Source organism: Paenibacillus solani, from assembly GCF_001277345.1.
Lineage (GTDB): Bacteria > Bacillota > Bacilli > Paenibacillales > Paenibacillaceae > Paenibacillus_AQ > Paenibacillus_AQ solani.
The window spans coordinates 3,384,465-3,404,979 of sequence record NZ_LIUT01000001.1 but is presented as its reverse complement, the minus strand read 5'-3'; the positions used below and the strand labels follow the sequence as shown (position 1 = coordinate 3,404,979).

10 protein-coding genes are annotated in these 20,515 nt (G+C 55.0%); 8 read left to right on the top strand and 2 right to left on the bottom strand.

All coding sequences use genetic code 11. The features are described from left to right. Positions 1–3: 3 nt before the first annotated feature. The 5 genes from AM231_RS15670 to AM231_RS15650 are packed head-to-tail and all read left to right on the top strand — an operon-like array spanning position 4 to position 11,565. The gene (locus AM231_RS15670; RefSeq protein ID WP_054403359.1) at positions 4–1,656 is read left to right on the top strand and encodes a (2,3-dihydroxybenzoyl)adenylate synthase; all 1,653 of its coding nucleotides are present in this window, start codon (positions 4–6) and stop codon (positions 1,654–1,656) included. Positions 1,657–1,677: 21 nt separating this feature from the next. Beyond that, positions 1,678–2,661 (top strand): isochorismatase family protein, encoded by a 984-nt coding sequence (locus tag AM231_RS15665; protein WP_054403358.1) that lies wholly within the window; start codon positions 1,678–1,680, stop codon positions 2,659–2,661. A gap of 15 nt (positions 2,662–2,676) precedes the next feature. Further along, positions 2,677–9,906: an amino acid adenylation domain-containing protein gene (locus AM231_RS15660; protein ID WP_054403357.1), complete on the top strand. Its 7,230-nt coding sequence runs from the start codon at positions 2,677–2,679 to the stop codon at positions 9,904–9,906. Then, entirely contained in the window at positions 9,890–10,117 is a 228-nt protein-coding gene (locus AM231_RS15655) for an MbtH family protein (protein ID WP_054403356.1), read from the top strand. Before AM231_RS15660 ends, AM231_RS15655 begins: the two co-directional genes overlap by 17 nt. Continuing rightward, positions 10,114–11,565: an MDR family MFS transporter gene (locus AM231_RS15650; protein WP_054403355.1), complete on the top strand. Its 1,452-nt coding sequence runs from the start codon at positions 10,114–10,116 to the stop codon at positions 11,563–11,565. The genes AM231_RS15655 and AM231_RS15650 overlap by 4 nt, the downstream gene beginning before the upstream one ends. 314 nt (positions 11,566–11,879) lie before the next feature. Here the strand turns inward: AM231_RS15650 and AM231_RS15645 are convergent, their stop codons facing one another. Then, positions 11,880–13,265 carry an RsmF rRNA methyltransferase first C-terminal domain-containing protein gene (locus AM231_RS15645; protein WP_054403354.1) on the bottom strand — a complete coding sequence of 462 codons (1,386 nt, stop codon included), beginning with the start codon at positions 13,263–13,265 and terminating at the stop codon, positions 11,880–11,882. Between the two features lie 206 nt (positions 13,266–13,471). After that, positions 13,472–14,635 (bottom strand): GGDEF domain-containing protein, encoded by a 1,164-nt coding sequence (locus tag AM231_RS15640; RefSeq protein WP_054403353.1) that lies wholly within the window; start codon positions 14,633–14,635, stop codon positions 13,472–13,474. Positions 14,636–14,746: 111 nt separating this feature from the next. On the opposite strand from AM231_RS15640, the gene AM231_RS15635 reads away from it, so the two are divergent. From AM231_RS15635 to AM231_RS15625, 3 genes are read left to right on the top strand one after another with little or no spacing between them, the layout of a single operon-like run. Further along, positions 14,747–15,883: a glycosyltransferase family 4 protein gene (locus AM231_RS15635; RefSeq protein WP_054403352.1), complete on the top strand. Its 1,137-nt coding sequence runs from the start codon at positions 14,747–14,749 to the stop codon at positions 15,881–15,883. A gap of 9 nt (positions 15,884–15,892) precedes the next feature. Further along, positions 15,893–17,200, top strand: a complete 1,308-nt coding sequence (locus AM231_RS15630; protein WP_054403351.1) for a metallophosphoesterase family protein — start codon at positions 15,893–15,895, stop codon at positions 17,198–17,200. Further along, positions 17,197–20,400, top strand: coding sequence for an AAA family ATPase (locus AM231_RS15625; protein ID WP_054403350.1), 3,204 nt, complete (start codon positions 17,197–17,199; stop codon positions 20,398–20,400). The genes AM231_RS15630 and AM231_RS15625 overlap by 4 nt, the downstream gene beginning before the upstream one ends. The last annotated feature ends 115 nt before the right edge of the window (positions 20,401–20,515 follow it).

Genomic DNA, 20,515 nt, shown 5'->3' with positions numbered 1-20,515 from the left:
GGAATGTTGGCAGGTTGTAAGGCTTGGCCGGAGGAATTTGCCGCACGCTACCGGGAGGCAGGTTGCTGGCAGGGCGAAACCTTTGGAGAGCTCTTGCGGAAACGGGCTGCAGCGTTCGGGGAACGGGTTGCGGTCGTATGCGGCGACAAGCACATAAGCTACGCCGAGCTGGACAATCGGGTGGATCGATTGGCCGCGGGATTTCTTAAGCTCGGCATTAAGGCACAGGAACGGGTTATCGTTCAGCTGCCGAACATTGCTTCATTTTTTGATACGATATTCGCGCTGTTCCGCATCGGGGCGCTTCCCGTCTTCGCCCTGCCCGTTCACCGCCGGAACGAAATCGTCTATCTGTGCGGCTTCAGCGAAGCCGCCGCGTATATCATTCCGGATATGGATTCGGGCTTCGATTATCGGGACCTGGCAGCTCAGGTTCAGGCATCGGTTCCTTCCCTCCGCCATGTCATCGTAGCTGGGGACCCGGGCCAAGAGACGTTTGTATCTCTGGACGATTTGTACCTTGATGATTCGGAGTGCTCTTCATACGGATCAGATGCGGAAGGCCCTGAACCCGGCGATGTCGCATTTCTCCAGCTGTCGGGCGGGACGACCGGACTGCCGAAGCTCATTCCCCGCACGCATGACGACTATATTTACAGCTTGCGCATGAGCGCCGAAATCTGCTCGCTGGATAAGGATAGCGTTTATTTGGCGGTATTGCCCGTCGCGCATAATTTCCCGCTTAGCTCTCCGGGCGTGTTGGGGACGCTGTATGCCGGAGGAAGAGTTGTACTTGCCCGGTCAGGGAGTCCGGAAACAGCATTTCCGCTGATCGCCTCCGAGTACGTCACGATAGCAGCGGTCGTTCCGCCCCTGGCCTTGATTTGGCTTGAAGCGGCTCCAACTCGTTCCGAAGATCTCTCCAATCTGCAAGTGCTGCAGGTAGGCGGAGCCAAATTCAGTGCGGAGGCGGCCAAACGCGTGCAAATGGTGCTGGGATGTAAGCTGCAGCAAGTGTACGGGATGGCGGAAGGCTTGGTGAACTATACCCGGCTGGATGACCCCGAAGACATAACGGTGTTTACGCAGGGGCGGCCCATGTCTCCGTACGATGAAGTGAGGCTGGTCGATGAGGACGACGTCGAGGTAGCCCCTGGCGAAGTCGGGGAATTGCTGACAAGGGGGCCTTATACGATTCGCGGCTACTATAAAGCGGACAAGCATAACGAAAAGGCTTTTACCACGGACGGCTTCTATCGTACGGGCGATCTGGCCAGCTTGACGCCTTCAGGATATCTGGTGATCGAAGGCCGTTCCAAGGATCAAATCAACCGCGGGGGCGACAAGATTGCGGCCGAAGAGGTCGAAAACCATCTGCTTGCCCATCCCAGCGTGCACGATGCTGCCGTGGTCGCCATGCCGGACGAGTATCTGGGCGAGCGGTCCTGCGCCTTCGTTATCGTTCATAATGGCGCGGTTAGTGGCAATGAGCTGAAGATGTTTCTCAGAAATAGAGGGCTCGCAGCATACAAAATCCCGGATCGGGTGGGATTTATGGATTCCTTCCCCCACACGGGGGTCGGCAAAGTAAGCAAAAAGCAGCTGCGGGAGCTCGCGGTGCAGAACCAGGACGCACGGCTAAATCTTTCAAAATAACATTGAAATGAGGAGATATAAATGGCACTTCCTAAGATTGTACCGTATCCGATGCCAGGGGAGACCGACCTGCCCAAGAACAAGGTAGCATGGACGGCGGATCCGAATCGTGCCGTGCTGCTCATCCACGATATGCAGCAATATTTCATCGACGCGTTCACGCCTGATCAATCGCCGGTCGTGGAACTGATCGCCCATATTCAGAAGCTGCGTTCCTGCTGCGCGGAGCTTGGCATTCCCGTGATCTATTCAGCCCAGCCCGGTGGCCAGGCACCGGAGCAGCGCGGTCTGCTGCAGGATTTCTGGGGCTCCGGCATCAACGACGGTCCCTACCAGAAAAAGTTCGTGGATGCGGTGGCGCCGTCGGAACGGGATATGCTGTTGACCAAATGGAGATACAGCGCCTTCCAGAAGACCAATCTGCATGAAATCATGCGCGAGCTAGGCCGCGACCAGCTGATGATCTGCGGGATATATGCTCACATCGGCTGTCTGCTGACCGCCGGCGAAGCTTTCATGAAAGACATACAGCCGTTCTTCATTGCGGATGCTCTTGCGGATTTCTCGTTAGAGAAGCACCGCCTGGCCCTTGTTTATGCTGCGGAACGCTGCGCCGTTACGCTCACCACGGAACGTCTGATCGCTTCGCTGACTCAAGCGGTTCACCCCTTCTCGGGTCGTTCCGAAGCTCCAAGCGGAGAGGGAATAGCCGTAGATGCTGCGGAGGAGCAATCGCCGCTGACGCTGCAAACGTTGCGAGAGAACGTAGCGGAATTGCTGCAGGAACGGCCGTCGAGCATCGGTGAGGATGACCATTTGATTGAATACTGGGGACTGGATTCCATTCGCATCATGAGTTTGGCCGAGCGCTTCCGGCGCGAGGGCTTGGATATCAGCTTTGTGGAGTTGGCCGAGCAGCCGACGCTGGCAGGCTGGTGGGGATTGCTGTCGAACAAGCAGAACGTACGCGTGTCACCGCCCAATTATGATTACTATACGGTGTAAAAGGAGGGGATTTATATGCTTGAGCAAAAGAGGGAGCGCTGGTCCCTGTCCGGAGCGCAGCTGGGGATTTGGTATGCCCAGCAGCTGGACCCCGACAATCCGATATTCAACACGGCGGAATGCATTGAGATTCGAGGACCTGTAGATCCGGTTCTGTTCGAGAAGGGTTTGCGCCAGGTGGTGGGGGAGGCCGATGCTCTGTTTGCCCGCTTCGGCGAAGATGCTAACGGTCCTTGGCAGTCGATCGATCCGTCTCCGGACTGGCCTCTGCACGTGATGGATGTCAGCGGGAAGGAGAATCCTCATCTTGCTGCCCAAAGCTGGATGGAGCATGACCTGGCCCAAGCTATCGATCTAAGCCGAGGACCGCTGTTTACGGAGGCGCTGTTCAAGCTCGCCGCCGATCGCTACTATTGGTACCAACGCATTCATCATATCGCGATCGACGGATTCGGCGTGTCGCTTCTGCTGCAAAAAGTTTCTAAGGTCTACACGGACTTAACGGGCGGGGGCACATCCGGCATAGGCGCGTTCGGCAGGTTCCGGACGATCCTGGAAGAAGATGCGTCTTACCGCATGTCGCAACAGCTCGACTCGGACCGTCAATTCTGGCTGCAGCGCTTTGCCGATGAGCCGGAGGTGGTCAGCTTAGGGGGACAGGCACAGCGTTCGGCGCGGAGCTTCCTGCGCCGTTCGGCCCAGCTTCCGGCGTCTTCAATGCAACGCTTGCAGGCGGCAGCGCAAGATGCAGGGACAAGCTGGCCGGATGTGATTGCGGCTGCAGCGGCTCTATATGTCCATCGTATAACAGGCGCCGAGGAGGTTGTGCTTGGATTGCCGGTGATGTGCCGCTTAGGTTCGTCATCCATCCGCATTCCGGGTATGGTCATGAATTTGCTGCCGCTCCGGGTGCGCGTCAGGCCCGATATGACTCTGATCGACCTGCTGCGGCAGGTGGCACGGGAGAATCGCGAGATCAAGCGGCATCAGCGCTACCGGCATCAGGACATCCGGCGTGATCTCAAGCTGCTTGCGGACAACCGCAGATTATTTGGACCGCTCGTGAATGTGATGGCATTTGCGGAGGAATTGAATGTTGGCGGTTTCCGCGGCAGCGTCCGCAATCTTGCGTCCGGTCCCGTGGATGATTTGACGATGAACGTGTACGGAGGATTGGGCGGGCACGGGCTGAGAATCGACATGGATGCCAATCCGCTGATTTACAGCGCAGAGGCGTTAGAGTCCCATCTACAACGCTATTTGTATCTGCTGGACAGCCTTGCCGAAGCGGAGCCGAATGATCCCGTCGGGGGCTTAGCCTTTATTTTGCCGGATGAACACGAGAAGGTGCTTGTTCAGTGGAATGATACGACCCGCGCCTTGCCGCAGCTCAGCGTGCCGCAATTATTCGAGGAGCAGGCTGCGCGTACACCGCAGGCGGAAGCGGTCATATGCGAAGGGTTATCGCTATGTTACGAGGACCTGAACAGGCGGGCGAATCGCCTGGCCCGCTTGCTGATTGCCCGGGAAATAGGGCCTGAGCGAATCGTTGCCCTTTCGCTGCCACGGTCGGTGGATATGCTTGCTGCCATCCTTGCCGTGCATAAGGCAGGGGCGGCATACTTGCCATTGGATCCGGAATATCCGGATGATCGGATCGCTTATATGCTTGCCGATGCCAACCCGGCATGCTTGATAACGACCCGGCAGCTGTCTGAACATTTCGCGGCTGTCATGGAGGATAAGGACGTGATCCTGTTGGATGCCCCGGCTACCCTTCAGCGATTGGAGCAGCAGGCCTTTCATAATCCTGTCGATGCTGATCGCGTACGTCCGCTGCTGCCGCTTCACCCGTCCTACGTTATTTATACTTCCGGATCAACCGGCCGGCCCAAGGGGGTCATGCTCACGTTCGAAGGCCTTGCCAATCTGCTGTCGGATATGCGCGAGCGTTTGGGCATCGGGGAGCGGGACCGCTGGCTGTCGGTCACCACGATGTCATTCGATATCTCGGTGATGGAGATGCTGCTGCCCCTGGCATGCGGTTCGACGCTCGACATCGTGATGCGGGATACCATTCTCGACGCAGCGTCGCTCATACGCCGAATTCGGGAGACCAGGACGACCATCATGCAGGCGACCCCGACGTTATGGCAGTCGATTGTCGCTTGCCGTCCAGGGAAATTTGAGCGGCTTAAAGTCATTACCGGGGGCGAGGCGCTGCCGGTCGGTCTTAAGCTTGCGCTTCAAGACCTGAACTGCGAAGTGAACAATCAATATGGTCCGACGGAGACAACGATTTATTCGACGGCGGCAAAACTCGATCAAACACCAGAAAAGCCATCCATCGGAGGACCGGTGTGGAATACGAGACTGTATGTGCTCGATTCTTCGCTCTCCCCGGTTCCGCCAGGCGTAACGGGTGAGCTGTATATTGCGGGCTTGGGGCTCGGCCGGGGGTATTTGGGAAGACCCGACTTGACGGCGGATCGGTTTGTCGCAGATCCTTACGGTTCCCCGGGCTCCCGCATGTACCGAACAGGCGATCTTGCCCGCTGGCTGGAGAACGGCTGGATCGATTATTTGGGACGCGCCGACCATCAGATCAAGCTGCGCGGCTTCCGGATCGAGACCGGCGAGATCGAGTCCGTGCTTGTGGCTCATCCGGCAGTGGAGCAGGCCTTTGTCATGGTTCGCGAGGATCGGATCGAAGATCGCCGGCTTGCGGCTTATATCGTTCCTTCGTCAGACTGGCCATATCCCATCGACTCGACAGATTTACGGAGCTATGCCGCAGAGAAACTGGCCGAGTATATGGTGCCGTCTGTCATCGTAGCCCTTGAAGCGCTGCCGCTCACGCCGAACAAGAAAGTGGATCGCAACGCGCTTCCCGTGCCAGATGTTCGGCTGGCGGCCGGGCGTATGCCGCGAACGCCGCAAGAGGAGATGCTTTGCACGATTTTTGGCGAGGTGTTGGGCTTGCCGAGGGTTACCATCGACGATGATTTCTTCGAGCTTGGCGGTCATTCCCTATTAGCCGGGCGGGTCATGGTCCGTATCCGGGAAGCATTCGGCGCAGAGCTCAGCATAGGCAGCCTGTTCGAAGCGTCAACGGCCGCGAGTCTCGTCAAGCGGCTCGATCATGCGCAAGCAGCCAGACAGTCCGTGCGTCCCGCGGCAAGAGGTGAGCGCTTGCCGTTATCCTTTGCGCAGCAGCGGTTATGGTTTTTATATCGGCTGGAGGGTCCGAGCCCAACCTATAATATTCCTCTTGTGGCGCGCTTGTCAGGTGACCTCGATCTGGCATCGCTGCGTATGGCACTGGGGGATGTAGTGGCTCGCCATGAGTCGCTGCGCACGGTGTATCCTGAAAACGACGGGGCTTCGTATCAGCACATTTTGGATTCCGAGAGGGCCCGGCCGGAGCTAATGGTAACCGAGATCAGTGACGCGGAGCTTGCGGATAAATTGGCTGAAGCCGTCAGGTACCGTTTCGAGCTTGCAGCCGAAACTTCCCTGCGGGCAGAGCTGTTCAAACTGGGCGATCAAGAGTTTGTCCTGCTGTTGCTGCTGCATCATATCGCTGGAGACGGCTGGTCGCTTACCCCGTTGACGCGGGATCTATCGGATGCCTACGCGGCAAGGTGCCTGGGGAGTGAACCGACATGGACTCCGTTACCGGTACAATATGCAGATTATGCCATGTGGCAGCAGAAGCTGTTTGGCCGCTCCGGTGACGAGAACAGCCTGATTGATCGCCAGCTGGAATATTGGACCGAAGCGCTTTCCGGCTTGCCGGAGCAATTAGAGCTGCCTACCGACTATCCGCGGCCCGCCGTGGCCAGCTATCAGGGCGGCAGCGTGCCGTTTTCGATACCCCGTGAGCTGCATCAGCAGTTGAATGGGCTCGCGCAGAGCAACAGGGCGACTTTATTCATGGTATTTCAGTCTGCGATGGCTGCGCTGTTTACGAAGCTGGGTGCAGGTACGGACATTCCGATCGGAAGTCCCGTATCGGGTCGGAATGACGACAATCTGGATCACTTAATCGGTTTCTTCATCAATACCCTTGTGTTTCGCGTGGATACGTCGAACGATCCGACGTTCGTTGAGCTGCTGCGACGGGTGCGGGAAAAGAGCTTGGCAGCGTTCGAGCATCAGGACGTGCCGTTCGAGCGGCTTGTCGAGACGCTGAACCCGCCGCGTTCCCGGGCGAGACACCCACTCTTCCAAGTGATGCTGGTGCTGCAGAACACGCCGGAAACTTCGCTTGAGCTTCCGGGAATCAGCTCGAAGCTGCAGCTGCAAAACGTGGGCACGGCGAAGTTCGACTTAACCTTCGAAATGACCGAGCGGCGGGATCAGAACGGCGAGCCGAATGGCGTTGACGGCTTCATTGAATTCAGCTCGGATTTGTTCGAGCGCGGCACGGCGGAAGCGATGGCGAAACGATACGTGCGCGTATTGGAAAGTGCTGTCAATGAACCAAGTAAATCCATCAGCAAACTGGATGTTTTAACCGTTGATGAACGGGAGGACATTCGTCGACAATGGAGCGCGCCGCTGCCAGTCACCGAGCAGGCGACCTTGTCCGAGCGGTTTGAAGCACAGGTCAGCCGCTCGCCTCAAGCGGTCGCGATTGTCCATGACGGCCTGTCTTTGAGTTATGAGGAGCTGAACGAGCGCGCCAACCGGATCTCCCATTTCTTGATTGCATCCGGCGTCGGTACGGAGCAGATCGTAGCTCTCGCACTGCCGCGTTCGGTGGATATGGTCGTCTGTATTCTGGCCGTGCTTAAAGCGGGGGCCGCTTACCTGCCTCTGGATCCAGAGTATCCGGAGGATCGATTGGCTTACATGATGGAGAATGCTTGTCCGGTATGCGTCATGACGAGTGTTCACGTGATGGATCAGCTGCCGGATTTCGGACGATGGAAACGCGTTGTCATCGATGAGCTTGAACAAGCTATGCAATTGCAAAGTTATTCCAAGGAAAATCCAAGCGACCGTGAGCGTCTTGGGCGGCTTATGCCGCAGAATGCCGCTTATATCATTTATACCTCCGGTTCCACCGGCAAGCCGAAGGGCGTGCTGGTACCGCATCAGAATGTCGTCCGGCTATTCGATTCCACCCGGCATTGGTTTCAGTTTGATGAAACCGATGTTTGGACCTTATTCCATTCGTATGCCTTCGATTTCTCGGTATGGGAAATATGGGGGCCGCTCTTGTACGGCGGCCGGCTCGTCGTGGTTCCGCATACGGTCAGCCGATCGCCTGAAGAGATGTTAAGCTTGCTGGTCCGGGAAGGCGTGACCGTGCTGAATCAGACGCCGTCGGCGTTCTATCCGTTGATTCAGGCGGATCGGGAGCAGCCGGAGACGGGTCGGAAATTGTCGCTAAGGTACGTTGTGTTCGGAGGCGAAGCCTTGGAGCTTGGACGGCTTACGGATTGGTATTCGCGTCATGCCGACGATGCCCCGCGTCTGATCAACATGTACGGCATAACGGAAACGACCGTGCATGTCAGCTATATGGAGCTGAACCGAAACCTGGCGCTGACGGGAGCCGGCAGCCTGATCGGCGAAGCGATACCGGATTTGCGGGTGTACGTGCTCGATAACAGGCTTCAGCCCGTTCCGTATGGCGTGATCGGGGAAATGTATGTCGCCTGCGCAGGATTGGCGCGCGGGTACTGGGGGCGTCCCGATCTTACCGCCGACCGGTTCGTGGCGGATCCATACGGCCCGCCGGGGACAAGAATGTACCGAACCGGCGATTTGGCGAGACGGTTTGCCGACGGCACGCTGGATTATTTGGGACGGTCCGATCATCAGGTGAAGATACGCGGCTTCCGGATCGAGCTTGGCGAAATCGAATCGGTCCTCGTGCGTCATGAGTCACTCTCGCAGGCGGCTGTCATCGTGCGTGAGGATCAGCCCGGAGACCAGCGGCTTGCGGCTTATGTCGTCGGCAATCCCGGCGAGTCGCCTTCGGGTACGGAGCTGCGCCGTTATGCCGCTTCGCTGCTTCCTGATTACATGGTTCCATGGGCTTTCGTCATGATGGACAAGCTGCCGCTTACGCCTAACGGAAAGCTGGATCGCAAAGCGCTGCCGGCCCCCGATATGTCGCCGGATGCGGATGGGCGCAATCCGCGAACGCCGCAGGAGGAAGTGTTATGCGAGCTGTTTGCCGAAATACTCGGCGCCAAGCGGGTCGGCATCGATGACAGCTTCTTCGAGCTCGGCGGTCACTCTTTGTTGGCGGTCCGGCTCATCAGCCGGGTTCGTGAAGCCCTTGGCAAAGAATTGAGCATTGCAGCACTATTCGAAGCACCGACGGTAGCGGGGCTAGTCGACAAGCTTGAGATGGGCGGCGGGAACAGCGCGCTGCAGGTCGTGCTTCCGCTTCGGTCGCATGGAGATCAAACCCCGCTGTTCTGCGTGCACCCGGCAGGAGGATTAAGCTGGTGCTACGCCGGTTTAATGAAGCATCTCGGCATGGATTATCCGATTTACGGCTTGCAGGCAAGGGGAATTGCCCAAGCGGAGGAGCTGCCAGGATCACTGGAAGAGATGACGGCAGACTATATCGGCCATATCCGTTCCCTTCAGCCAACGGGGCCATATCGGCTGCTCGGCTGGTCTTTGGGCGGCAATGTCGCTCAGTCGATTGCGGTGCAGCTGCAGGAGGCGGGTGAAGACATTGAACTGCTCGCCATACTGGATGCTTATCCGAGTCATTATTTACCGATCAAGGAAAAACCCGATGAAGACGAGGCTTTGACCGCGCTGCTGGCGCTTGGAGGCTTCGATAGGGAAAGCATTGAAGCAGAGCTTGGAGACGCCCCGCTAACCATAGCGGCCGCCCTTGAATTGCTGCGTAACGAGAGCAGCGCGCTTTCGTCCCTTGAGGAAGAGACGATCATGAACCTGAAGACGACCTATGAAAATTCGGTTCAACTGCTAAAGGCTTACGTTCCGAAGCGTTTTGAGGGAGATATGTTATTCTTCCACTCCACAATCATCCCGGATTGGTTTGACCCCATCGACCCGGAGATGTGGGAGCCTTATGTGGGCGGCCAAATCGAGCGGCATGATATCGAATGCCGTCATAAGGATCTATGCCAGCCGGGTCCACTGGATTATATCGGCAAGTGCATTCTAAGCAAGCTTGAGAAAATGGCACCTAAAACAGAGACAACAAGGGACAGGAGGGAACTGATCTATGACCAATCCTTTTGAGCAAGCCGACGGCAAGTTTCTTGTACTGATGAACCATGAGGGCCAATATTCGCTCTGGCCGGCGTTCGCGGCTATTCCGGCCGGCTGGAATCAGGTTCTGGGACTTGGCACACGGGAGGAATGCGTCGCCTATATCAATGAGAACTGGGTTGATTTGCGGCCGCGGAGCCTGTATGCCGACACCGGGTCAATACCGGAACCTAGGTCATGAGCCATGGGCTGAATCCGAAAAAGGTATTATGCATCGTCTATGTGGCAGCGATGTTTGTGGTTGCTATGGACGCCACCGTGCTGAACGTGGCGCTTCAGACGATCAGCCGGGAGCTTGAAGTGCCGCCTGCGGCATCCGGGGTTCTGAATGTCGGTTATTTGGTCAGCTTGGCCATCGTTCTGCCGATGGCGGGCTGGCTTGGCGATACATGGGGAACGAAGCGTACGTTCCTCCTGGCACTGGGCCTTTTCACCGGAGCATCCGTATTGTGCAGCTTTGCTGACAGCTTGGCTGCGTTGACGCTGTTTCGCGTGATCCAAGGCATCGGCGGCGGCTTGCTGACCCCAGTGGGCATGGCGATGTTGTTCCGCATGTTCCCGCCGCAGGAGCGCGCGAAAATCTCCCGGGCTCTCATCCTGCCTATCGCGATTGCGCCTGCAGTCGGACCGGTTGTCAGCGGGCTGCTCCTTGAGTACTTGACCTGGCGGTGGATCTTCTACGTGAGCTTGCCGATCGGCATTCCCGCGCTCGTGTTCGGTTTATTCTGGCTGAAGGAGCATCGGGAGCCGGATGCCGGCAAGCTGGACGTGCCGGGCCTGCTGCTATCCGCGCCGGGGCTTGCCCTGCTGATGTACGCCTTGAGCCAGGGGCCGCTGCACGGGTGGGACGCCACGCGGGTATGGGGCGCCGGCCTGGCTGGCATCCTGCTGCTGGCTGCTCTGGTGAAGGTGGAACTAAGGGCTGCGAAACCGCTGCTGGATTTGCGGCTGCTGGGCAATCGCTTGTTCCGAACGTCAGGTTTCATCGCGATGTGTGCATCTGCAGGGCTGCTGGGCATGCTCTACGTATTTCCCTTAATGTATCAGAACGCCCTGCACGTTTCCGCTTTGGATACGGGGCTGACGACGTTTCCCGAAGCCATCGGGCTGATGGTTGCCTCGCAGCTCGTCCCCTGGACGTATCCAAGGCTGGGGCCTAGGCGAGTGATCATCATGGGATTTGCGGCAACCGCGCTGATCTTTATTATGCTCAGCATGGTGGACGCCGGGACGAATCCGTGGTTTATACGGGCCCTGTTGTTTGGCGTCGGCATTTTCCTTGGCCAGACCGTGGGATCCGTTCAGATCGCTGCCTTCGCCACCATCCCGCCTGCTTCGATGGGGCGCGCCTCGACCTGGTTCACGGTGCAGAACAGGCTTGGTCCCGCCATCGGACTGGCTGTTCTATCAGGCATCTTGGCTGCCATTGGTACGGAAACTGTGAACGCGGCAGGGGGGATGGAGCCGAATCTGATAGCATATCGGGCCGCATTGCTCGGGGCCGCAGGCTTCCTGCTTATCGGTGCAGGCGCGGCGTTATGGATTCGGGATGCCGATGCGGCGTCTACGATTCGTAAACCCGCTGCCAACCTACCGGCGAAGGAACAGGCGGCTCCGGCTGAGAACTGAAACCAAAGGGGAAGAAAGTAAGAACGAGGTGCTTCTGGATGAACTTCTGATCGGGAGATTTGAGTGTCTGGTCGGGGAGACGGTGATGTCTCCAAATCGGTGATCGTTATTCAGGAGTTCAGAGACTAAGCTATGATTTTTTGAATGAATAACCCGATATGAATAGGTAAACAAAAGTGAAGGGGCCACTCTTTCTGCATGTTGCAGAGAGATAGCCCCTTTTTTACGTAATAGCTTCAGAGTTTAGATGTGTTATCCATTGCGTGAGGAATTCCTTCTGGATGGAATATTCCGATTAGCAGCAATGGTGTTATTTAGGGATTTCGCAATCCTTTGGGCAGGTGATTCTTGAGCTGTCCTCCACTGGCTTTGCCCCAACCAAGGGGAATTCCATCGGTGGTTACCAGAGTCCAGCCATGATACTCCGGAGGAAGCGAGAGCACCTCTCCCCGCAAATAGGCATTCACCTCGGCAGAGTCTGAGGGCAGATCCCAGCTTCTAGCCGCCTGGTCAGGATGCAGGGACATCGCCAGCGCGTGGGCGGGCTCGATCCGATTCTTCTTCAAATGTCCCAGGTGAAGTCCGGCCCGCGGTATCTTCAGCCCTTTCAACTGCTTGTCATCCCATGTCAAACTCTTGCTGATTGGCAGCCAGTATAACATTTCACCGAAAATTATCGGCGTGCCGTCGTTAAGCTCAAGACCGGGAGTGTTCTCTTTGGCCCAGTTTTGGAAATCGGCGAGAGCCGAAGCTGCAGCAGTTTGCTTGCTGTTCCGATGCGATCTGGTTTGAGATTTGCTGCTGTCGGAAGATAAACCTTGGTCTTCATGAAGTGATGCGGCCTTTGCAGACTTGATCAGAATCGCAACAAAATGTCCCTCGCCCCGCTCCAAATGTGGCCACAAGCGCTTCATTTGCTGCAGCTCCATATCGGGATAATGGGAGATGATTCTCTCAATCATCTCTTCATTCTCAGCCGTGTTAAATGTACATGTGGAGTAGGCCAAGGTTCCACCTGGTTTGAGCATCTGGTATGCTTCCTGTACAATATCCCACTGTCTGGCGACACATAGGTCTACATGTTCAGGCGACCATTCGGCAATCGCAGCGGCATCCTTTCGAAACATGCCTTCACCGGAGCATGGCGCATCAAGCATGATCCGGTCAAAGCAGGCAACGAAACGGCGGGATAGCTGATCCGGTGCCGCACTCGTAACGACGGTATTCGTTATTCCCATACGTTCCACGTTCTCGGACAGAATACGCGCCCGTTCGGGGTGGATCTCGTTGGAGACGAGCAGTCCCCGTCCCATCATGTTCGAGGCAATATGGCTTGTCTTGCCGCCGGGAGCCGCCGCAAGATCCAGGATGGTTTCCCCGGGCTGAGGATTCAGCAGTTCCACCGCGGACATTGCCGAGGGCTCCTGAATATAATATAGTCCGGCGGCATGATAAGGGTGCTTGCCTGGACGAACGCTTTCATCATAATAGTATCCGGTATCACACCAGGGCACCGGCGTCAGCTGGAATTCCCGGATGAGATCCTCTACGTTCTCTGCAGCATGAATCGCCTTGAGCCCATTCAAACGCAGCCCGTGGGTACGGGGCGAATCATAGCTGTCCCAGAAATCACAAGAAGCATCACCCAGAATTTCATTTATGTTCGTGACATAGCCAACTGGCAATAGTTCCTTTCCCATTTGTTTAATAGCTCCTTCTTTAGAATAAAGCACATGTTATCATTGTGCCTCTCGCAAAGGCAAAAAAATCCCTGGTCAGAGACCACCCGGTTCTCTGGCTTTAAGGAATCGGTCCTTAGTTTATCACGTTGCTGCCGGAATAGTAAAGAAATGTAAAGAAAAAAAGGCTGCCCTCCGCAGTTAGAAGGGCAGCCTTACGGCAAGAGCTATCCGATGGATTCCGCTGGTTCTGTGGATACGTTTCTTAAGGAGCGGTAATCGGATACTTTGTTTTTGCCGGTTGTTTTGGATTGATACATCGCTTTGTCTGCTTGTTTCATAAGTTCATCACCGCGTACTCCCTTGCGCAGCACGCTGTATCCGATGCTGATCGTGACGATGGTTTCTTCCGCGACTCTGGCTCGGATATTCTCGGCAACCTGCGCGGGCTTGATTCTCCGGTCAACCACCAGGGCAACCAGCTCCTCACCGCCATACCGGCCTGTAATGCCGATTCCATCAAGTTCTTCTTCCATAATGCGGGAAACCTGCTTCAACACTTCATCCGCTTTGGCATGACCCTGTGTGTCGTTAAGCTTCTTGAAATTGTCGATATCGCAGAAGATGGCGGAAATTTTCAATTCCTGTGATGCGTAGTGATCCAGAAGCTTCATAAAATGTCTTCGGTTAAACAATCCCGTTAATCCGTCCGTAATAGCCGATCGATAGATCGACTGCATCAGCTCGACAATGCGGATGAACAGAATAAAGCACACGACACTATAGAAGATGACCGGCAGAGAGAGCGCCAAGGCTTGAAGCGTCGGTGACAGAGCAATTGAATAGGTATGTATTGCTTGCAGAATTAACCAGAGAACGTAAACCGTAAGGCCCAGCGCATATTTGATCGGTTGCCCGATGTGCGGAGTGACTTTGGTGAAGGCCAGGTAAACGGCAATGAGCTGGAAACCTTCTAAATATATTTTTTTCCAAATCGGATCTAAGGTGAAGGGAAGGAAGGATGAGAGCATTAGTGGCAGCATAAGCAGTGCGACTGACAGTAGTGGAAGCCAGTAATGCATGGTCTTGATTTTACGGTACAGCATGACAACCGAGATGTTCAGTAGGACGAACGAAAATAGCTGGATGTCGCGCAGAATGTCCGGCTCCGCTGCAAAAACAGGCAGTCCCGTCCATGCCGAATGGATGTTCAGACCCTCGTATGTCATAATAAAAAAGAAAGCTGCTGCCATATAAATATAGGCACTCTTGCGCTGTTTGCTGTACATAAATAAACACATCATCAGCATCATGAGAGCGATATAAGCCCCGCATACAGCAAAGATAGCGGGGAGTGGAGAAGTGGACCAGTAGCTCAATTCATAGGACAAATCGATTCACTCCTATAAAGGATAGATTTCCTTTGCACGAAACATATGTTCTAATATATCATATCAAAAAAGAATCGTAAAAAGAGATTCAAGAGAGAAAGGGGGATCCCCATGAAACTACTTCAAGCTTTGTTCTTCCCTCCTGAACAGCCGGGCGGCGTCTCGTCCATGATTCCTTATTTGCAGGAACGATTCAATTCCACTCGTTGGGAGATGGAAATGTTCTGGCTGCCTAAACGGATCCGCAACAAAGGTCATGATGAACCGGTATTTCACACGTTTGATTGGAGAGAGTTCGAAGGGAGTCCCACTGTAGCTAAGTACGTTCAAACCTATCGGGATTATCTATGGTGGGCTCGCCTGCGTATCCAGAAGCCTTATGATCTCATTCATAGCCATCATCCTATTGCAGGCATGACCATGAAGGCCGTCTTCCCTGAGGTGCCGCTCATTCAAACCGTGCATTCCAGTTACGAGCGAGAGCTGATTCTGAACGGAAGAATCAAGGAAGGGGGGCTTGAGCACCGATTCCTCGTTTCGTTATACAGAGAACTGGAGCATATCAGTGATCGTTTGCTGACCGTGTCCAACTCTTTTAAGAACTATATGTCTCCCTATGTGAATGCGCCGGAATCCATTGGCGTCATTCATAATGGCTTTGATGATAAGCGATTTAAACCCGTGCCGCATGAAAATACAGTGCCGCAGCTGATAACGGTATGCCGTTTAGTACCTGCCAAAGGATTGGATATATTGCTGCAAGCCTGCGCGGAACTGAAACGGAAAGGATATGACTACGTCCTACATATTATCGGCGACGGACCGTCCCGTCATGAGCTCGAAGAGATGGCCAAGTCATTGGATATCTATCAGGAGACTATTTTTTACGGATATACACTGCATCCTGAAGAATTCATGCCGTTTTTTGATATTTTTGTGCTGCCATCGAGGGCAGAGGCATTCGGCTCGGTGTTCGCGGAGGCGGCGCTTAGCTGTCTTGCGCTCGTAGGCACCGATGTTGGTGGAATTGCAGAGCAGATAGAGAATGGGGTAAACGGTTTGCTTGTTCCGCCCGAAGATCCACTGGCTCTCAGCGATGCACTTGAGAAAGTTATCAGCGATCCGTTATACCGTTATGAGCTGGCCCGTACCGCTTCGGATAAGGCCAAGAGTCAATACTCGCTCTCCAGAACTGTGCATGAGCTTAAAAAAATGTATTTGAAATATCAACCCAAGAAAGAGAGTTAAATAACGATTATGGCGTCTTTTCGATTTATTCATGCTGCGGATTTGCATCTGGACAGTCCATTTATCGGCATAAGCGGACTTGATGATAATCTGCGATCATTCGTGCAGGAATCAACCTTCCGTGCGCTGGAACGTCTGGTGAAGCTTGCGATCGATCAGCAGGTTGATTTTATCGTTATCAGTGGAGACGTATACGACAGCTCCCATATTTCCTTGCGGGCACAGCTGCGTTTCCTGGATTTCCTCGAGCGCTTGGGAGCGGAGGGGATTGCCGTATATGTGATCCATGGCAATCATGATCCGCTGGACAGTACCAAGCTTTCAATGAAGCTGCCCTCCCATGTTCATGTATTTGGAGTCGAGCCGGGCAGCGTAACGGCGAAACGCCGCTCGGACCATCAGGAAGTAGCAGTAATCTCCGGAATGTCATATCCGACTTCTAAGGTAACGGATAATATTGCTCTCCGTTATCCCGCACCGTTATCGGGACTTTATCATATCGGACTATTGCACGCCAACGTGGATGGAGACCCGCAGCATGAGACGTATGCCCCCTGTTCAAGAAAAGATCTGATTCGCTCCGGATATCATTACTGGGCACTTGGACATGTTCACACTCGTCGCACCTTGCAGGAATCTCCTTACATCGTATACCCCGGTAATATCCAGGGCCGGCATGTTCGGGAGACGGGCCCCAAGGGATGTTATGTGGTTGATGTGGACGATAATTTCAACACGAGGCTAAGTTTTCGTGAGCTGGATTCCATGCGCTGGAACATCATTGAAGCACCTGTGGATTCTTGCCGGGATGTCGACGAATGGAGACGATCCCTGGCCTCCATTCTTGCCCGGACAGCCAGTGAGAATGCGAATCAATTGAGTATGGTGCGTGTGCGGATTACGGGACGCGGACCGGTTCATCGCCAGCTTGAAGGCGGTTATGTACTGGATGAACTGCTGGCCGATTTGCGAAGAAAAGAGGCCGCAAAAGGAGCAAAATGCGGATATCGCGGATGTGTCTGGATCGAAAGCATCTCCCTTCAGTCCGGGGACTCCTTCGATACGCAGCGGCTGCTTGCCGAAGACAGCTTTGTAGGTGATTTGCTGCGTCTTGTCCGGCGTGAACAGGAGCACCTGCAGGCGCCTGACGGAGTTATAGCGGCCAGCCTGGAGCCTTTGCTTGAGCATGCAGAAATCCGCGCCCTGCTTGAAGAAACAACACCTGATGAGATAGAGGACTGGGTTCGCAGAGCAGAGGAGCTGACGCTTGGGTTACTGCTTCGTGATCGCTTGCAGGAAGAAGGTGCAGAGCCGTGAGACTCGAACGGATCAACATAGAAGGTTTTGGAGCTATTCGTGACAAGACCTTCTCTATACATGCCCCGGTCACTGTGCTATATGGACCGAATGAAGCGGGAAAGAGCACGGTGCTGTATTTTATTAGAGCCATGCTCTACGGATTTCCGGGCAAGGGTACGCCGGCAGAACGTGGAGAACCAGCCGGGGAAGGCGTCCATGGAGGCGAGCTGCGTTTTCTGGATAAAGAGGGAATACCCTGGGTAATCCGGCGTTACAACCGATCCAGAGAAGGAAATACAGTCTTTGGCAAAGGCGAACGTGTACATATTCATCGACAGACGGATAACGGGATGGTGATCGAGCTCGGGCAGAAGGAATTGGAGCAGCTTGCTCTGGGCGGCATATCGAAAGATATGTTTCGTCAGCTCTTTGCCATTTCGCTAAGCGAGCTGCAGGAAATCCGGAATCTTCAGTCTGCCGAGATGAGCAGCTATCTGTTTCATGCGGGTATTGGCGGCGGCGCATATATATTGGAAGCTGAGCGCAAGCTGTTGCAAGAGATGGATAAACTGTATAAACCGCGCGGCAAAGTACAAGAAACGGCGAAGCTCCTGCAGTCAATTGAGCATATGAGGTCCCGGGTTATGGAAAGTCAGACGTTTGTTGCCCGCTTTAATGAGGTAACTACATCCATTCTGGAAATCCAGGAACGGTTGAATTTGCTGGAACAGGAATACGACAGAGATGCCAAGGATGCATCGCTGCTTCGAAAAGCTTTGGACATTCGTCCGGCTTGGCTGGAATGGCGTGAGGCGAGGCTGGCACTAAACGATCTGATGAGCAGTGAGCATTTTCCACCGGACGGAATCACCCGATACGAGAAACTGCAGGACGAAGAACGTCATCTTATCACCCAGTCCATGCGCATAGACCAGGCGATAGAGGATGCGGTGGACAAGCTAGGCGCCCTGCCCCTAAACACGTTTATGGAGGAGTATGGAGAACGGATTGAGGGGTTATGGGCCAAGCGAAGCCTACATGAAGCAGGGAACCGGGAGCTAGCCGAGCTTACGGCCGAATATAAAGCTCAAGATATCCGGCTGGAACAGCTGCTTCGGGATATTGATCCGGCATGGACTCGTGAAAAGCTGTTGTCTCTGCCTATATCTGCCTCAGACCGTGAGGAGGTTCGGCGACTAGGGGCGGCCTTCGCCGGGTATGATCGCCGGATGGAGGGGCTGTTCATTGAGCAGCGTGCCGCTCAGCGGGCGGCTGCAGCTGCAGAATCGGTGCTGCGGGAAGCCAGGAGGCTGCTGCGTGAAGAAGTGGCTCGTGGGCAAGAGGCCTTTGCGATGATTAAGCCTAAGGCGCCTCATGAGACTGCTGCGCTCTGGAGCCAGCTTCAACTGGAGATCGAGCATTGGCGCGAGAGAAGATTGACCCGTGCTTCGTCTGAGCCTGTCTCCTCTCGCCTTACGAAAAAAGATAGTCTGTTGCCTCGAATACATGTAAGGCTGCTGGTGGGAATGGCTGTTATGACGCTGCTATTGGCAGGGGTCATGTTATGGACGTCAACACCAGCAGCTGCTGGAATTTCGAGTATCGTGATGCTGCTTGGCATGGGCTACGTATTCTGGAACGGTCGGCATGGACGTGAAGCACAGCGTTCGGCTTCAGCTGATTCGCAGGCTCTGGATGAAGGAGGAATCGAACGGGTTGACCAGCTCTATACCAGGCTCGTCTCCTCTCCCTATGCTGCTGCCGCGAGTGAGAATACGGACGGACGCCGGCATCAAACCGCAGCGCTGACTCGCGATCCCGTCAGGGTTGAAGTACAGATGCGTGAGCTTCGAGCTGTGATGGAGGGCTGGCAAGCCTGGCGGCAGCGGCTTGATCGAATGACATCTGACTGCGCTGCGGCTGAAGAGAAGGCTGCTCTGCAAGCCGCGGAATTAAAGACGGTTCAGAGCACGGTTGAGCAGGAGGAGAGGCGTTATCTGGAGCTGGAACGGCAGTGGGAGGCTTGGCTGAAGTCCCGATCTCTTCCACAGAGTCTCTCGCCTGATGTGATGTTTGATGTGTTCATCAAGGTTGAACAGGGACAGGAGTTCATCCGGCAGCAGAAATCCCTCGGGATGAGAATGGATGTGCTGCTCAGAGAAGCCGAAGAATACGCTTCTCAGTGCAGCGAAATCGTTGCAGCAGAATCCAATGAGCATATCGACAGCCGAAATTCCGTGGCTGAGCTTGATCATGTTCATTCTCGCTGGAAGGCATACCAAGAGGAATCCAGGCAGAGGAAGGTCCTTGCGGATCGGATTCAGGAGCTGCAGAACGAGGCGGCAGCGTTCGCAAGGGAGCGAGAAGACGTTCAGCAGCGCAAAGCGAGTCTGGTTGAACTGTCCCAATCTGCGGATGAGGAATCCTTTCTACGCATGGGAGCTGCCGCGAAACGACGGGAAGAGCTTGTTCAGGCGATTCGGCACCATGAGATCAGCATGTTCAGCGGGTGGGATGATGCCGGGCGCCTTCAGCTTGAACAGCTGCTCGAGCTTACGGATGCAGCTGGACTGGAGGCTCAGTGCCTTGAGAAGGAGGCGTCCGTATCGGCAGCTGTGAGGCTGCGGGACGAGCTTCAGGAACGGCGGGGACGGCTGCTCCAGGAACGGGAGTCTTTGGAATCTGCGGGAAACCAGGACTCTGCCTTGCAGCAGCTGGAAGAGCAGCGTTCTGCTCTGCGCGAGGTCGTCGCCCAATATGCGGTTCGTTCGATGGCTTCCGAGTTCATCAAACGAACACGCCGCATCTACGAGGAGGAGAAGCAGCCGCAGGTGTTGTTATTGGCTTCCCGATACTTCTCATTGCTTACCGGTGGGGAGTACAGCCGGATTGTGATGCGTATGGGCGATCAGAGCCTGCTTGCAGAACGTCCGTCAGGGCAGCTGGTGGAGAGCAGCAGGCTAAGCCGTGGTACGGCAGAACAGCTGTATCTGTCGATGCGGCTGGGACTGATCCAAGCGATGCCTCATGCGAACGGCATGCCGCTGTTGCTTGATGATCTGTTTGTTAATTTTGACGGCAAACGGACAGGGCATGCGTTTCGGGTCATCTCCGAGATGTCGCAGACCCGGCAGATTATCTTGATGACTTGCCATCAGCATGTGGCGGAGCAAGTAGAAGCAGCCATACCCGGTGCACAAATCATCACGATGCAGTAATTAAGAACAGGGCTTCCTAAAGGCAGGCGTCAGGCACCTTGATATGCTCCCCATACGGTAGACAGGTGAAATAATAAAACCTGTTACTGTAGGGGGGCTTTTTTAATGGTTAAAA

Coding starts and splice junctions, on each gene's coding strand:
- AM231_RS15670 (WP_054403359.1), top strand. CDS start 4: ATGTTGGCAGGTTGTAAGGCTTGGCCGGAGGAATTTGCCGCACGCTAC.
- AM231_RS15665 (WP_054403358.1), top strand. CDS start 1,678: ATGGCACTTCCTAAGATTGTACCGTATCCGATGCCAGGGGAGACCGAC.
- AM231_RS15660 (WP_054403357.1), top strand. CDS start 2,677: ATGCTTGAGCAAAAGAGGGAGCGCTGGTCCCTGTCCGGAGCGCAGCTG.
- AM231_RS15655 (WP_054403356.1), top strand. CDS start 9,890: ATGACCAATCCTTTTGAGCAAGCCGACGGCAAGTTTCTTGTACTGATG.
- AM231_RS15650 (WP_054403355.1), top strand. CDS start 10,114: ATGAGCCATGGGCTGAATCCGAAAAAGGTATTATGCATCGTCTATGTG.
- AM231_RS15645 (WP_054403354.1), bottom strand. CDS start 13,265: ATGGGAAAGGAACTATTGCCAGTTGGCTATGTCACGAACATAAATGAA.
- AM231_RS15635 (WP_054403352.1), top strand. CDS start 14,747: ATGAAACTACTTCAAGCTTTGTTCTTCCCTCCTGAACAGCCGGGCGGC.
- AM231_RS15630 (WP_054403351.1), top strand. CDS start 15,893: ATGGCGTCTTTTCGATTTATTCATGCTGCGGATTTGCATCTGGACAGT.